Genomic DNA, 14831 nt, shown 5'->3' with positions numbered 1-14831 from the left:
TAAATTTCCTAACCTTCATAGTGATCGCGCACCAGGCGGTCGAGCAGTCTTACACCGAATCCCGACGCCCATGAACGATTGATATCGCTTGAAGGAGCACCTATCGCGGTTCCGGCAATGTCCAGATGCGCCCACGGCGTGTCTTTTACAAACCGTTTCAAGAACTGGGCTGCGGTGATGGCCCCGCCATAGCGTCCCCCGATATTCTTCATATCTGCATTTTTCGAATCGATCAGCCTGTCATATTCAGGCCCAAGCGGCATGCGCCATAGCTTCTCCTGTGTGGCCAACCCGGCGCCGGTCAACCGTGCCGCCAACTCGTCATTGTTGGAAAACAACCCCGCATGGTGCTGTCCCAGTGCAACCATGATGGCCCCGGTTAGGGTCGCCAGATTGATCATCAGGCTCGGTTGAAAACGCTCATTGCAATACCAAAGGGCATCGGCCAGAACGAGCCTGCCTTCCGCATCGGTATTGAGAACCTCGATGGTCTGGCCAGACATTGACGTGACAATGTCGCCGGGTCGTTGCGCAAGGCCATCGACAGCATTTTCGACGAGACCGATAATACCGACGACATTGGCCTTCGCTTTTCGTGAAGCCAGGGCATGCATCAGCCCGGTAACGGCTGCCGCACCACCCATATCGCCTTTCATTTCCTCCATGCCTGATGGCGATTTCATCGAATTGCCGCCAGTGTCGAAAGTAACTCCCTTGCCAATGAACGCGACTGGCTTGTCGTCTTTTTTGCCGCCATTCCACTGCATGACAGCCAAGCGCGCGCCCCGCGGCGATCCTTGGGCAACGCCAAGCAAAGAGCCCATTCCAAGCTTCTTGAGTTCTTTCTCCGCCAAAATTTCGACATTTACACCAAGTGATTCGAGATCCTTGGCGCGCGCCGCGAACTCTACCGGGCCAAGCACATTGGCGGGTTCGTTGACGAGATCACGAGCAAGAAGGACACCATCAACAACAGCCCGCACTGCGATAAACGCCTTCTTTGCTGTCGCAGCATTGGCGCAAAGGATAGTTGCCTTGCAAGGCTTGCGCTTGGCGGCTTTGTCATCGCTCGCCTTGGAAGTCTTGTATTTGTCGAACGAATAGCTTCTCAGCAACAGGCCCGCTGCGAGATTGGCAGCATCTGCCCCATTTACCGTGTAGTCGGGCAGATCAAGCACAATTGTTGCATCATCAGTTTTTTGCAACAGGCCCGCAATTTTGCCTCCAAGTTTCAGCCATGCGTACTCGTCCAATTCCGCCACCTTGCCGACGCCGATCGCTACCAGCCGTTCCAAAGACGTTTCTTGCGGTGCCAGCACTTCTACGCAAGAGCCGAATTTGCCGGTAAAACCAGCGGCAGGAGACGCGCGTCCAAGAGACTTTGCTGGATCGCAATTCAAACAAGCCTCACCAAAATCTGCGTCTTCAGCTATCAGCAGATAAACGCTCCCCTTTTTGGGTGCGCTAAACCGGGCGAAGGAGACGGATGATATCAAAGTCATGAAATCCTGCTTTCGGATGAACTGCGTGAAATACGACATTTCGTCGTTTAATTGCCAATGGCAATGGTATCGAGCTTATCTGTTGTAACTGCAATTACGATTTATTCCCGGACGATTGGTCGCGCCTTGCCACCCGTTTTTGTCGCAAGCATTGATTAACCATGGTACTTGGTGCTTTTTTATCCATTCATGCAGGACACTGCAAAGGTGAAAGAGCGATCCCGGACGGGACCAAAGATCCACACCTGTTGTGCATGCGCCGCCGGGCAGATAATTTGCCCGGAGTCGCTAAACCGGCTGAATCCAACCGAGATTCCGTTTGAATGAAAGTCGTTGAACGCTACATATTGCGGCGCGCGCTCCTGCTGTTCCTGGGAGCGCTGATTTGGACATTGACCATTGTCTGGACGACGCAGGTGCTTGCCCGCATTGATCTGGTGACAGACAGCGGCCAGTCGGCATTCACGTTCTTCGAGGTCGCCACCCTCATCATCCCGACGATCATCCCCATTGTCATCCCCTTCGCGGTAGCAGGAGCGGTTGCCCAAACATTGAGCGCCATGAATGCCGATTCCGAACTTGTGGTTGTCAGTGCGGCCGGTGCCTCCAGATGGACGGTGGCAAAACCGGTGCTTCTGCTGGCTCTTGCGGCAAGCATTTTCTGTTTTGCGGTACAAAATGGCGTTGAGCCATATGCGCGTCAGCGCAATCGCGACCTCATTGCAAATTCCCGGGCGGATTTCCTGTCACTCATTGTCCAGGAGGGCACGTTCCGCAAAATCGAGGATGGTTTGTTCGTGCAGGTCGGCGAACGTCTACCCGGCAATCAGCTTGGCGGAATTTTCGTTGCCGATTCACGCCAGGAAGGCGTTGACCTCATTTACTACGCAAAGACTGGCGCGGTCGTGGATCAAGACGGCGAAAAGGCCTTGGTGATGCATGATGGCGTCGTCCATCGCAAATCCCTCAAAGGTGACGTATCAGTCGTGCGTTTCACCTCTTACGCGTTCGATTTGTCCGCATTCAACGCCGAGGACACCGGAAACTTCCGGCTTCCAAAGGACCAGACCACCCAATATCTACTTCACCCCGACCCGAACGACTCGGTTTTCAACAACACCCCTGGATCGTTTCGCACCGAACTCAACAAACGTTTTTCGGAATGGATGTTTCCCCTGGCCTTCGCTCTGATTGCTCTGGCAGTGGCCGGAGACGCCCGTTCCCACCGCGAAGGCCGTATCCATCCTTTGATTACGACGATCTCCATCGCCCTTCTTGTGCGCTGGGTGGCCTTTTTCGTGGAAGGCCAGTCGAGAACGCAACCAATATATGGCTATGTGACATTTGCCATTCCCATTATCACCGCGCTCGTCAGCTTGTGGTTTATCAAGACCTTTCGCCCGATGGAGTTGCCTGTCGGCTGGGCTGATGGCGTTTTCGCACTTTATTGGCGCATCAGGAAAAAGCTGGCCGCCTTTGGGCTACGCGCGGCAAGTTCGAACACAAGCAGGGGGGACACGTGATGGGCTGGACCCTTCGCCGCTACTTCCTCTTTCGCTATGCCGCGATCACCACATGGTTCTTCCTTGGCATTTTCGCGTTGGTTTTCCTGATCGACCTTACTGAACTGGTCAGCCGCACCGCACGCCTGCCAGGATTCACCTATCAGACAGGCATCGCCATATCGGCCTTGCGCGTGCCGATGATTGTCTTGCAAACTATGCCATTTGTCGGTCTGTTTTCAGCCATGACGACGCTGGTCTCGCTCAATCGCAAATATGAGCTTGTCATCGCCCGTTCAGCTGGCATCTCCGCATGGCAATTTCTCTTGCCGGTCTGCACTGGCGCGCTGTTGTTCGGCATGCTGGCCGTCGGAGTTCTCAATCCGTTGGCCGCCTATGGTTACTCACGCTCCGAACAGGTCGAAAGCCTGCTTCGATCAGGCAAATCCAATACGGTTTCAGCCGCATCCGCTCCCTGGATTCGTCAGAAAACCAAATCTGGAGATACGATTATCGGCGCACGCGCCATTCTCAATCAGGGCCTTGAGATGTCGGATGCGGCCTTCTTTCAACTTGATGCGAACGGCAACATCGTTGAACGCAAAGACGCGCGCCATGTGTACCTGCGTGACGGTTACTGGGACCTTCGCGACGTCAGCATCCTGTCCAGCGATGGAACGAAGCAGACCAAAGCCACCGACCGCGTGCCGACGGACCTCAAACCCGAATTTGTGCAGGAACGGCTCGCACGGCCTGAAACCATCCCGTTTTACGACCTTCCAGCCAAGATCAAGATTGCCCGTTCTTTTGGTCTGAGTGCCAACGCCTTTGCCATGCAATTCGATTCGTTGGTGGCGCTACCTTTCCTGCTGGTTGCAATGACATTGATTGCCGCAACGGTATCAATGCGTTTTGCAAGAATGGGACAGTCGGCAACTATGATTCTGGGTGGCGTTGTTGCCGGCTTTCTGCTTTATGTCGTATCGGTTCTCGTCAAAGCGTTTGGCGTGGCCGGATTCGTGCCGACTATAGTCGCGGCATGGTTCCCGGTTGTTGTGGCAATGTTTTTTGGGGTAACATTCCTGCTTTACAAGGAAGATGGCTAGTGAGGGGGCGGTTTTGCAGCATAGTCGACCGACCCGTTTGGCACTCCTTTGTGGGGTGAGCGGTTTGGCGTGTCTTCTCGCCTACGGCATGTCGGTTGCGCCTTCTGTGGCGCAAACAATCCAGGATATTGCGCCAAATGTGCCTTCCGGCTCGCAAATGCTGCTGGAATCGGACACGCTCGTCTATGACAACGACAAACAGACAGTCACGGCCGTCGGAGGCGTGCAGATCGAATATGCCGGTACGCGCCTCGTTGCGCAGCGCGTCGAATATGATCGCAAGACCCAGCGTCTCGTTGCAAGTGGCAATGTCCAGATCGTTCAAAGTGATGGCACTAAGATAAACTCTGAACATGTTGATATTACTGATGATTTTGCCGATGGCTTCATCAATGCATTGCGCGTCGAGACTATCGACAAAACATATTTCGCGGCTGAAAGCGCCGAACGCATGGGCGGCGTCCTGACGACATTCCATAATGGTGTCTACACGGCTTGCGAACCTTGTGAGGACAAACCCGATTCAGCGCCGATCTGGCGCATCAAGGCCCGCAAGATCATCTGGAATGGCCAGAAGAAAACTGTTCGCTTCCAGAATTCGAACTTTGAGTTCTTCGGCTTCCCGATTGCCTATCTGCCGGTCTTTGAGATTGCCGACCCGACGGTGAAACGCAAAAGCGGCTTCCTGTTCCCCAACATCAACTACAACACTAGGCTTGGTGTAAGCGCAGGAATTCCTTACTATTTCGCGCTGTCCCCAACTTACGATCTCACGGCCAAGGCAACCTATTACAGCAAGCAGGGTTTCCTTGGAGAGGCAGAATGGCGCCAGCGTTTCAACAATGGCGAATACAATTTCAAGATTGCCGGCATCAACCAGAAGCAACCTGAAGCATTCGTTGCGGGTACCGTTGATAGCGGTCCTGCCGGTGATCCGACAAAATTTCGCGGTATGATGGGGACCAAGGGCCATTTCGCCATCAATTCCCGGTGGAATTTCGGCTGGGAAGCGCTGCTGCAAACGGACAAGAATTTCGCCTATACCTACGCCATTGACGGTTTCAAGCCATATATTCACAGATCCGAGATTTACCTGACCGGTTTGAATGGTCGAAACTATTTCGATCTGCGCGCGATGCATTTCGAAGTGCAGGAAAACGCGCCCAACACCTCGGCATCTACCCGCAACGGCATTCAACCCTGGGTGCTTCCCTCCCTCGACTACGCTTATATTCCTGATGCGCCTCTGGGCGGCGGGCAATTGTCGTTCAATGTCAATGCAAGAGCGATCCACCGCAGCGAAATTGACCAGGCTTTCATTGGAGGAAAAGTCCATCGTGTGCGCGGCATCGAAGGGCAAACCGGGCGCTTGACGGGTGAAGTCGAGTGGAAACGATCATTCGTAACCGATAGCGGCATGGTGATTACGCCGCTTTTGGCTTTTCAGGCAGATGGCAGCTATGTCAACGCCTCCGCAGCGTCACTCACGGCTGTCAACGCCATGGCCACCAATGTCGGCTCGACACCGGATATGCGAACCTCTTTCTTCCGCGGCATGGCGACGGCCGGGCTGGAATGGCGCTGGCCGATCCTTTTTCCAATGTCGGCTCGTCGCATGTTCTGGAACCAACAGCCCAATTGTTCATGCGCCCCAATGAAAGTTATGTCGGCGGCCTTGCCGTTCCAAACGAGGATGCTCAAAGCTTTGTGTTCGACGCCTCGACCTTGTTCGAACGTGACAAATTTTCCGGATATGACCGTATCGAAGGTGGCACCCGTGCAAATATCGGCGTTCGTTACTCCGGCAGCTATGACAATGGCTGGACGACAAACGCCTTGTTTGGCCAATCCTATCAACTTGGCGGGCGCAACTCGTTTGCGTCTTCGGATCTGGTCAATGTAGGCGCGAATTCCGGACTGGACACCAATAAATCCGATTACGTGGGACTGGTCGGCCTTGCCAACCCCACTGGTTTCTCGGCCTCACTGAGCGGGCGCTTCGACGAGCAGACATTTGATGTTCGCCGCACGGAGGTGAAGCTTGGCTATAGCGGCCAGCCCTTCTCGGTTTCCGCGCGATACGCATTCATCGAAAAACAACCCTCTTACGGATTTGAAAAAGACCGGCATGAAGTGTCGTTGAGCGGTTCAGCGCGTTTGAACGAAAATTGGCGACTATTCGGATCGGGCACCTACGATCTGGAAACCAACGTACTCGTTTCAGATGGCATAGGGTTTGGCTATGCCGACGAGTGCTTTACCTATCTCATGACATTTTCCGAGTCTCGCAGTACGGCAACGAGAGAAGTTACGCAGAATGTAGGGTTCAATATTTCGTTCCGTACGCTCGGCGATTTTGGCTCAGCCACAAGTAATTTCACACAGTGAGACCTGATGTGAGTAGACACGCTTTCGCCTCATAAGGCTGGCATGGACAAGTGACATTCGGTCCATGGACATGAACAAAGAAAAACCGGGACGCATTCAATGAGGAAATTGATCCTTTCCGCGAGCTTTGCTCTATTATTCGCCGTAACATTGCTCGGCGCTGCGGTAATGGCACCACCGGCAATGGCCAACCAGATCAAATACATTGTCAACAATGTACCGATCACCAGCGGCGACATCAAACATCGTGCAGCGTTTCTGCGCCTTCAACGCAGAAAGGGTGACGCCGCCAATGACATGATTGAACAGACGCTGCGCCTTGAGGAAGCCAAGCGGTTGGGCATCCGTATAAGTGACAAGCAGGTTTCCGACGCCTATGCGCGCTTTGCCTCGACCAACAAGATGAAGCTTCGCCAGCTTGACGGAATCATGGCACAATCGGGCGTAACCAAGCAGCATTTCAAGGAATTCATTCGCACGCAAATGGCGTGGAACCAGGCGCTCAGCGCGCGCTATCGCTCCGAACAAGGCGGCGGCGGCATGAGCGAACAGGACGTTGTGCGCCGCATGCTGGACAATGGTGGCAACAAACCGACCGCCACTGAATACATGCTTCAGCAAGTCATATTCGTCGTTCCAGCGAAGGAGCGAAATGCCATTTTGAGCAAGCGCAAGCGTGAAGCGCAAGCTATGCGTGGCCGCTTCAATGGCTGTGATACGACTCATGATTTCGCCAAAGGTCTGATTGACGTGACAGTACGTGATCTTGGCCGCGTGCTTGCACCGCAATTGCCGCCCGACTGGGCAGAACAAATCAAAAAGACCAAGACAGGTGCGGCCACCGCTGTGCGCGTAACCGACCGTGGTGTGGAGTTCATCGGCGTATGCAGTGCGCACGAAGTGTCGGATGACAAGGTTGCGCAAATGGTCTTTCAAAGTGAAGGTGCCACAGATGGCAAAGCGGATGCACTTGGCAAAAAATACATGGACGAGTTGAAGAAGCGGGCCCGTATCGTAAAACGCTGATCCGCAATGCCTCAATCCAATATTCCGCTCGCACTAAGTGTCGGGGACCCATCCGGAATAGGCCCGGAAATTGCCATTGCTGCCTGGCAAATGCGCACATCCAGCGAAGTCCCGCCCTTCTATCTGCTTGGCGACCCCGCGTTGATTGCCTCAAGGGCACGATTGCTCGGGGCCGACATTCAGATCAGTGAAATCGAACCCGGCCAGGCAGTTGGACAATTTCCGGTTGCTCTTCCGGTCGTCCCACTCATGGCCCGCTTCAAGGATACTCCCGGCAGCCCGGTAAAAGACAACGCACCCGGCGTGATCGAAGCCATAGACCGTGCGGTGGCCGATTGCTTGAACGGTCAGGCGGCAGCGGTCGTAACATGCCCGATCGCAAAAAAACCTCTGTATGATGCGGGCTTCGGCTTTCCAGGCCACACCGAATATCTGGCGCACCTTGCCACCCGGCATACTGGCAAAAAAGTGACGCCCGTCATGATGCTGGCAGGGCCGCAACTGCGCACGATACCAGTCACCATACATATCCCGCTGGCTAAAGTGCCAAACGCTCTTACCTGCGACCTCATTGTTTCGACCGTACGCATTGCCAATTTCGACCTTCAAACGCGCTTTGGGCTAAATAGACCGCGGCTTGCCGTTGCCGGTCTCAATCCACATGCAGGCGAAGATGGTGCCATGGGCAAAGAAGATCAGACTGTCATTAAACCGGCCATTGAAAAATTACGAGCTGAAGGCATCGACGCGTTCGGCCCATTGCCCGCCGACACGATGTTCCATAGCCGCGCGCGTTCCGGTTACGATGCCGCAATTTGCATGTACCATGATCAGGCATTGATCCCCGCGAAAGCCCTTGCATTCGATGAAGCAATCAATATCACGCTTGGCCTTCCCTTTATCCGCACATCGCCAGATCACGGCACGGCATTCGACATTGCCGGAAAAGGTATTGCGCGTCCCGACAACTTGATTGCGGCGTTGAAACTGGCCCACCAATTAGCGCATACAGCACAAACGGCACCAGTTGCATGAGCCCAATTGTATGAGCATTGATGGACTTCCGCCACTACGCGACGTGATCGAGCACTACGACCTCAAGGCAAAGAAAGCGCTTGGCCAGAATTTTCTGCTCGACCTTAACCTCACAGACAAGATTGCGCGCACGGCTGGCGATCTCACGCAAACAACAGTAATCGAAGTTGGACCAGGCCCCGGTGGCCTGACCCGGGCACTGCTCTTTCGAGGCGCACGACGGGTAATCGCAATCGAACGCGATGAACGATGCATTGCCGCTCTCGCGGAAATCTCGAATCATTATCCGGACCGCCTTGAAATTATTGCCGGCGATGCGTTGAAAACCGATTTCGCCGCACTCACCACCGACTGTCCGGTCAAAATCGTTGCCAACCTGCCCTACAATATCGGGACAGAACTGCTTGTCCGCTGGCTGACGACCAGCGATTGGCCACCATTTTACACGTCGATGACATTGATGTTCCAGCGCGAAGTCGCCGAGCGCATCGTTGCGCCTCACGGCAGCGATGCCTACGGCCGGCTTGGCGTTCTGGCTGGCTGGAGAACGCAAGCGAACATCGTCTTCGACGTGCCACCGCAGGCATTCACGCCACCACCCAAAGTCACATCATCGGTCGTTCATCTGGTTCCGCGCGCCCTGCCACTCGAAGCTGACGTCAAAAAGCTTGGCCGTGTTACCGAAGCTGGGTTCGGGCAGCGGCGCAAGATGTTGCGTCAAAGCTTGAAGAGCCTGGGTGGAGAAGCATTGCTCCACCAAAATGGCATTGATCCGACGCGTCGTGCCGAAACGCTAAGTGTCAGTGAATTCGTGCAGCTTGCCAACGCGATATGAGCAATTCACGTCGCGTTATCGAGCGGGCGTCGCGTCAATCGACCTTTTCATCGAGCAGGCCGGAGACAAAATCATATAGGCCGGGACGCCGGTCGCGTCTCAAGCGTTCTGCCGTGACAATGGCCTGCACTTCCTTGAACGCCTCATCGAGATCGTCATTCACGACGACGAAATCATATTCATTCCAATGCTCAATCTCGGCGCGCGCGTTATTCACCCGCGCCTCGATAATGGCTTCCTGATCTTCGGCCCGCCTCTTCAGCCGTCCTTTCAGCTCTTTCATGGATGGCGGCAAAATGAAGATCGAAACAATATCGCCACGCATCTTCTCTTTGAGCTGCTCCGCACCTTGCCAGTCGATGTCAAAGAGCATGTCACGCCCCTCGGCCATAGCCTTTTCGGCTGGTTCGCGAGGTGTTGCATAACAATTGCCGTGAACCTCTGCCCATTCAAGCAGGGCATCACTGTCGCGCAAAACCTCGAACTCGCGCATCGACCGGAAATGATAATGCTGACCCTCGATTTCACTGCCACGGCGAGGCCGCGTGGTAACGCTTACCGAAAGCTCGAAACCAGAATCACGCTCCATCAGATTTCGTGCGATGGTCGATTTTCCCGCGCCTGATGGTGAAGACAGAACAAGCATCAGGCCCCGTCTGCGAATGCGGGAACCGGTATTGTTGACAGGCATCCGTTACTCCAGATTCTGGACCTGTTCTCTAAATTGGTCCACAACTGCCTTCAATTCCAGCCCGATGGCCGTCACGGTGGCAGCATTAGATTTTGAGCACAAAGTATTCGATTCGCGGTTAAATTCCTGCGCAAGAAAATCGAGCTTTCGGCCCACCGCCCCACCTTGGGCAAGCAGTGATCTTCCCGAAATCACATGCGTTTTCAAGCGGTCGATCTCTTCGCGAATATCGGCCTTGGTGGCAAGAAATGCCGCCTCCTGATGAAGCCTGCCTTCATCGAGATTTGCTCCTGCATCAAGCAATAGACGCACCTGCTCGCCAATTTTCTTGCGAATTGCCGCCAGTTCGCGTGAAGGATCAGCTTCGGCTCGCAATGTCAAAGCCTCGACAGTATCAAGCTGAGCCGACAGCACCGCCTCCAGCGCCTCGCCTTCGGTTTGACGTGCCTGTTCCAATCCTGCCAAAGCCTCGTCGAGCAACGCGAATATGGCCTTGTCGAGAGCCGTTCGAACGTCCTCGGTCTCTACCGCTTCCGGAATTTCAAACACACCACGCAGCGCAAGCAGTCCGTCAGCGGTTGCAGGAGACGTGCCGAATTGCTCTTGCAGGCGTTGTGCAAGGCTCGCTACATCCTTCAGGAACACTTCGTTGACTGCGGGTTGAGCCTGCGAACCCGGCGCGCGTGTAACGCTCAGTGTCGCTTGAATATTGCCGCGCCCAAAGCGCCTCTGTATCGCCTGCCTCACTTGAGGTTCGATACGCTCAAACCCTTGCGGCAATCGCATCCTGACTTCAACGCTCTTGCCATTGACGGACTTGACTTCCCACGTTAGCGCGCTGCCGTTGTGATTGGCGGCTGCGCGGGAAAACCCGGTCATGCTCTGCAAGCTCATTCGCCCACACCCGATAATAGTCTCATCATCTTATTGGGCCACGCTGGCTCCTGCTCCACTCTCGCCATTGGTGCTCGGCTGTTGCGCATCGGGTTTTGCCGCCTCGCTTGCCTGCTTTTTCTGAAATGCCCGGTAGCGGGCGACATTCTCATTGTGCTCATCCAAAGTGGCAGCGAAGACGTGCCCCCCGGTTCCATCCGCAACGAAATACAGGTCTTTGGTCTTGGAGGGATTGGCGACCGCCTCAAGGGCCGCGCGGCCGGGATTGGCAATCGGCGTCGGCGGCAAACCGTCAATAGTGTAGGTGTTGTACGGCGTCGGTTTGTCAATGTCCGACTGGTAGATAGGCCGGTCGGCAGGCTTTCCCTTCCCCCAAAAAGACCATAAATTATGGTCGGATCCGATTGTAGCCGCATCCCTTTGGTCAAGCGGTTCAGGAACACTGAGGCAATGCGTGATCGTTCGCCACTCTTGGCCGTTTCCTTTTCCACAATCGACGCCAGCGTTACGAACTCCTGGACATTTGCGAGCGGCAAGTCAGGCGAACGCCGCGCCCAAATCTGCGAAACCAATTCGCTTTGATCGGCAATAAGCTTGTCGATCATCTGCTGGCGCGTGGCACCGCGCGTAAAGCGAAGCGTATCGGTTGCAATGCTGCCCTCTTGCGGCATGCTTGTCGGCATGTCGCCGGTCAATATCTCATGCGACGCAATACGCTCAAACGCCTGTTCGACTGTAAGCCCCTCCGGTATCGTCAGCGAATACTGCACTGATTTGCCGCTTTTCATGAGATTCATGATCTCATGCATGGAGGCGAGCGGCTTGATCTCATATTCACCGGCTTTAAGCGCCTGATCGTTGCCATAGGCGCGCACGCCCATTCGGAAGATGCGAGAATCGCTGATCAATCCGCGCCTTTCCAACTGGTCGGCGATTGTTTGAACGCTCGTATTTGGCTTGACCAGAAATGTGTCTCCGTTGGCAGCCGGTCCGGCTTCGTTAAAAACCTGCCGACCGAAATAAAGTCCAACGCCTGCACCCAGCACCACGAGCAATACGAGGGAGACGGCAAAATTCATGAATACGATGATCTGGCTACGCGAGGCGCGCGATCGCTTTGGTGGTGGCGTACCTGCTTCAGGCCGCAAAGCCTCACTCGCGGATTTGGGTACAATGGGTCCCGATGGGGCTCCCGATGGCGCTCCTTGTGAGGGTGCCGGTGGCACTTCTCGCCGCCCAAATTCTCCGTCGCCACCAGGGGTCGTGTTCATACCGTTCTGCCATGTGATTCTTCAGCCAATGCGCCAGCACAGAATAGGAGCGAATATGGCGAAAATCGCAAGGCGGTAACCGCACGCAAAATTGCCACGGCCAATCCGTCAACCGTTGAAGCGTTGAAAGACGAGCGATGCGTTGGTGCCGCCGAAGCCGAAAGAGTTGGAAAGCGCCACATCGATCTGGCGTGCCTTGGGTTTGTTGGCAACAAGGTCGATGCTTGTAACGCGTTCTGGATTATCCAGATTGATCGTTGCCGGCGCGACATTATCGCGAATGGCCAGAATCGAGAAGATCGCCTCGGCAGCACCCGCAGCGCCGAGAAGATGCCCGATCGACGATTTTGTCGATGACATCGCAACCTTCGATGCCGCATCTCCAACCAGTCGCTCTACCGCGCCGAGTTCGATCGTGTCGGCCATGGTCGAAGTGCCATGGGCATTGATATAGTCGATATCCGATGGCTTCAGATTTGCCCGTTTGAGAGCCATCGTCATGCAGCGAAACGCGCCGTCGCCATCTTCGGCTGGAGCCGTGATGTGATGCGCATCACCGGTCAGGCCGTAGCCGGTAATTTCGGCATAAATTTTGGCACCGCGCGCCTTAGCATGTTCGAGTTCTTCGAGAACGACGACACCGGCCCCCTCTCCCATGACAAAACCATCGCGGTCGGCATCATAGGGGCGCGAAGCCGTCTCGGGCGTGTCATTGCGTTGGGTTGAAAGCGCCTTGCATGCAGCAAATCCGGCCAGAGACAGACGCGTTACAGGCGCTTCCGCACCGCCCGCCAGCATGACATCGGCATCGCCCCACATGATCAGCCGGGCAGCATCGCCAATGGCATGCGCACCAGTGGAACAGGCCGTTACAACCGCGTGGTTTGGCCCTTTGAGACCGTGACGGATGGAAACCTGGCCAGACACCAGATTGATGATCTGTCCGGGAATAAAGAACGGGCTGATCCGTCGTGGCCCACGATCCTTCAGAATGATCGCGTTTTCAGCAATCCCCTCAATGCCGCCAATGCCCGAACCAATCAGAACACCAGTCGCGCACTGCTCTTCATGCGTCTTGGGTTGCCACCCCAGATCGGCCAGCGCTTCATCGGCAGCGGCGATCCCGTAGAGAATGAAATCGCCGATCTTGCGCAGTTCCTTTGGCTCAAGCACAGACTCGGGATTGAACGTCCCGTTCTCGCCATCGCCACGCGGGATAACATGCGCGATCTTGCACGCCAGATCGTCAACTTCGAACTCGGTAACACGCCTTGCAGCGCTACGACCGGTCAAAAGTGCCTTCCAGCCGTGTTCCACGCCCATACCGAACGGGGAAAGTAGACCAAGGCCAGTGACGACGACACGTCTCATCGCTGGTTCCCGATACTGGCCGCCCGAAATATCAGGCCGACGCCTTGTCGATGTATTTTACGGCATCGCCGACCGTCAAAATGGTCTCGGCGGCATCGTCAGGGATTTCGACGCCGAACTCTTCTTCAAAAGCCATAACCAGTTCGACAGTATCGAGGCTGTCCGCGCCCAGATCGTCGATGAAGCTCGCTTGTTCCGATACCTTGTCGGCTTCAACACCAAGATGCTCGATAACGATCTTCTTGACGCGCTCTGCGGTGTCACTCATGTGGGCATCCTCGTCTTTATGTTTGTTTGTCTTCGTTAGCGGTCCAAATGCCGCTAATCAAGCTGAAAGATAGTCCTGCCAACAACGCAAACGGCGGCAGATCAAAATTTTACCCCAAACGCCGGGCTGCGAGCCGATTACACGAAAATCGTCCGAGGTCCAAGGCGAAACACCTTTATTTCACCCGCGCAGCTGGGCCAATCTCAAATCATCGCCATGCCACCATTCACATGAATGGTCTGGCCCGTCACATATGCCGCCTCATTGGAGGCCAGATATGCCACCGCCGAAGCCACCTCCGAGCCTGTTCCCATGCGCCTGGCGGGAATAGCTGCCATGATCGATTCTTTTTGCTTGTCGTTGAGCTTCCCGGTCATAGCTGATTCGATGAAGCCCGGCGCCACGCAATTGACCGTGATATTGCGCGTGGCGATTTCCTGAGCGAGCGATTTGGTAAAGCCGATCATGCCTGCCTTGGATGCACAATAATTGGCCTGACCCGGATTTCCGGTCACCCCGACGATCGAGGTGATGTTGATGATGCGGCCATGCCGGCGACGCATCATGGGGTGCGTGAGTTCCCGCGTTAGCCTGAACACAGCCGTCAAATTGACTTCAAGCACGCTGTCCCAGTCTTCGTCGGACATGCGCACAAAAAGGCCATCCTTGGTGATTCCAGCGTTGTTGACCAGAATGTCGACCCCTTCGAGGTCAGCCTCGGCCTTCTGACCAAACGCCTTGACCTCGTCGCGGTTGGAAAGGTTCGCCGGGAACAGCATCACCCGTTCGCCAAGATCACCCGCCAGCGCCTCGAGTTTCTCAACCCGCGTTCCATGCAGGCCGACCGTAGCGCCTTGCGCATGGAGAATGCGCGCTATCGCCTCGCCAATGCCACCAGAAGCTCCGGTGACGATTGCCTTGCGACCTGTCAGATCAAACATT

The 14831-nt window shown here is 55.2% G+C and carries 11 protein-coding genes and 2 pseudogenes; 6 read left to right on the top strand and 7 right to left on the bottom strand.

What is annotated here, in order from left to right; translation table 11 throughout:
* Positions 1 to 8: 8 nt before the first annotated feature.
* Positions 9 to 1502: a leucyl aminopeptidase gene (locus AC0L7S_RS16055; protein WP_473471934.1), complete on the bottom strand. Its 1494-nt coding sequence runs from the start codon at positions 1500 to 1502 to the stop codon at positions 9 to 11.
* 323 nt (positions 1503 to 1825) lie between these two features.
* Here AC0L7S_RS16055 and lptF point away from each other — a divergent pair, with 323 nt between their 5' ends.
* The 6 genes and pseudogenes from lptF to rsmA all read left to right on the top strand — a co-directional run bounded on the left by lptF (position 1826) and on the right by rsmA (position 9394).
* Positions 1826 to 3025, top strand: coding sequence for an LPS export ABC transporter permease LptF (gene lptF / locus AC0L7S_RS16050; RefSeq protein WP_473471933.1), 1200 nt, complete (start codon positions 1826 to 1828; stop codon positions 3023 to 3025).
* Positions 3022 to 4110: an LPS export ABC transporter permease LptG gene (lptG, locus tag AC0L7S_RS16045; RefSeq protein ID WP_473471932.1), complete on the top strand. Its 1089-nt coding sequence runs from the start codon at positions 3022 to 3024 to the stop codon at positions 4108 to 4110. Before lptF ends, lptG begins: the two co-directional genes overlap by 4 nt.
* Positions 4103 to 6498 (top strand): annotated as a pseudogene (locus AC0L7S_RS16040) (LPS-assembly protein LptD). Before lptG ends, AC0L7S_RS16040 begins: the two are co-directional and overlap by 8 nt.
* Positions 6499 to 6597: 99 nt before the next feature.
* The gene (locus AC0L7S_RS16035) at positions 6598 to 7524 is read left to right on the top strand and encodes a SurA N-terminal domain-containing protein (protein WP_473471931.1); all 927 of its coding nucleotides are present in this window, start codon (positions 6598 to 6600) and stop codon (positions 7522 to 7524) included.
* Positions 7525 to 7530: 6 nt separating this feature from the next.
* Positions 7531 to 8559, top strand: a complete 1029-nt coding sequence (gene pdxA / locus AC0L7S_RS16030) for a 4-hydroxythreonine-4-phosphate dehydrogenase PdxA (protein WP_473471930.1) — start codon at positions 7531 to 7533, stop codon at positions 8557 to 8559.
* Positions 8560 to 8569: 10 nt separating this feature from the next.
* A complete protein-coding gene (rsmA, locus tag AC0L7S_RS16025) occupies positions 8570 to 9394 on the top strand; it encodes a 16S rRNA (adenine(1518)-N(6)/adenine(1519)-N(6))-dimethyltransferase RsmA (protein ID WP_473471929.1) in 825 nt (274 codons plus the stop codon).
* A 34-nt stretch (positions 9395 to 9428) separates the two neighbouring features.
* On the opposite strand, the gene gmk is transcribed toward rsmA, so the two are convergent.
* The 6 genes and pseudogenes from gmk to fabG all read right to left on the bottom strand — a co-directional run bounded on the left by gmk (position 9429) and on the right by fabG (position 14830).
* Positions 9429 to 10085 carry a guanylate kinase gene (gene gmk / locus AC0L7S_RS16020; RefSeq protein ID WP_473471928.1) on the bottom strand — a complete coding sequence of 219 codons (657 nt, stop codon included), beginning with the start codon at positions 10083 to 10085 and terminating at the stop codon, positions 9429 to 9431.
* A gap of 3 nt (positions 10086 to 10088) precedes the next feature.
* Positions 10089 to 10979 carry a YicC/YloC family endoribonuclease gene (locus AC0L7S_RS16015; RefSeq protein ID WP_473471927.1) on the bottom strand — a complete coding sequence of 297 codons (891 nt, stop codon included), beginning with the start codon at positions 10977 to 10979 and terminating at the stop codon, positions 10089 to 10091.
* A 30-nt stretch (positions 10980 to 11009) separates the two neighbouring features.
* Positions 11010 to 12250 (bottom strand): annotated as a pseudogene (mltG, locus tag AC0L7S_RS16010) (endolytic transglycosylase MltG).
* Positions 12251 to 12358: 108 nt separating this feature from the next.
* Complete coding sequence (fabF, locus tag AC0L7S_RS16005) at positions 12359 to 13621, bottom strand: beta-ketoacyl-ACP synthase II (protein ID WP_473471926.1); 1263 nt, start codon at positions 13619 to 13621, stop codon at positions 12359 to 12361.
* Between the two features lie 31 nt (positions 13622 to 13652).
* The gene (locus tag AC0L7S_RS16000; RefSeq protein ID WP_473471925.1) at positions 13653 to 13889 is read right to left on the bottom strand and encodes an acyl carrier protein; all 237 of its coding nucleotides are present in this window, start codon (positions 13887 to 13889) and stop codon (positions 13653 to 13655) included.
* Positions 13890 to 14092: 203 nt separating this feature from the next.
* On the bottom strand, positions 14093 to 14830 hold the full coding sequence (gene fabG, locus AC0L7S_RS15995; protein WP_473471924.1) for a 3-oxoacyl-[acyl-carrier-protein] reductase: 738 nt from the start codon (positions 14828 to 14830) through the stop codon (positions 14093 to 14095).
* Position 14831: the final 1 nt, after the last annotated feature.

This window comes from Mesorhizobium sp. G2-6-1 (assembly GCF_055809095.1).
This window is presented reverse-complemented; position numbering and strand designations above follow the sequence as displayed.

What these genes read in the sequence shown, in the direction of transcription:
- AC0L7S_RS16055 (WP_473471934.1), bottom strand. Translation starts at nt 1,502, where the DNA reads ATGACTTTGATATCATCCGTCTCCTTCGCCCGGTTTAGCGCACCCAAA.
- lptF (WP_473471933.1), top strand. Translation starts at nt 1,826, where the DNA reads ATGAAAGTCGTTGAACGCTACATATTGCGGCGCGCGCTCCTGCTGTTC.
- AC0L7S_RS16035 (WP_473471931.1), top strand. Translation starts at nt 6,598, where the DNA reads ATGAGGAAATTGATCCTTTCCGCGAGCTTTGCTCTATTATTCGCCGTA.
- pdxA (WP_473471930.1), top strand. Translation starts at nt 7,531, where the DNA reads ATGCCTCAATCCAATATTCCGCTCGCACTAAGTGTCGGGGACCCATCC.
- rsmA (WP_473471929.1), top strand. Translation starts at nt 8,570, where the DNA reads ATGAGCATTGATGGACTTCCGCCACTACGCGACGTGATCGAGCACTAC.
- gmk (WP_473471928.1), bottom strand. Translation starts at nt 10,085, where the DNA reads ATGCCTGTCAACAATACCGGTTCCCGCATTCGCAGACGGGGCCTGATG.
- AC0L7S_RS16015 (WP_473471927.1), bottom strand. Translation starts at nt 10,979, where the DNA reads ATGAGCTTGCAGAGCATGACCGGGTTTTCCCGCGCAGCCGCCAATCAC.
- fabF (WP_473471926.1), bottom strand. Translation starts at nt 13,621, where the DNA reads ATGAGACGTGTCGTCGTCACTGGCCTTGGTCTACTTTCCCCGTTCGGT.
- AC0L7S_RS16000 (WP_473471925.1), bottom strand. Translation starts at nt 13,889, where the DNA reads ATGAGTGACACCGCAGAGCGCGTCAAGAAGATCGTTATCGAGCATCTT.
- fabG (WP_473471924.1), bottom strand. Translation starts at nt 14,830, where the DNA reads ATGTTTGATCTGACAGGTCGCAAGGCAATCGTCACCGGAGCTTCTGGT.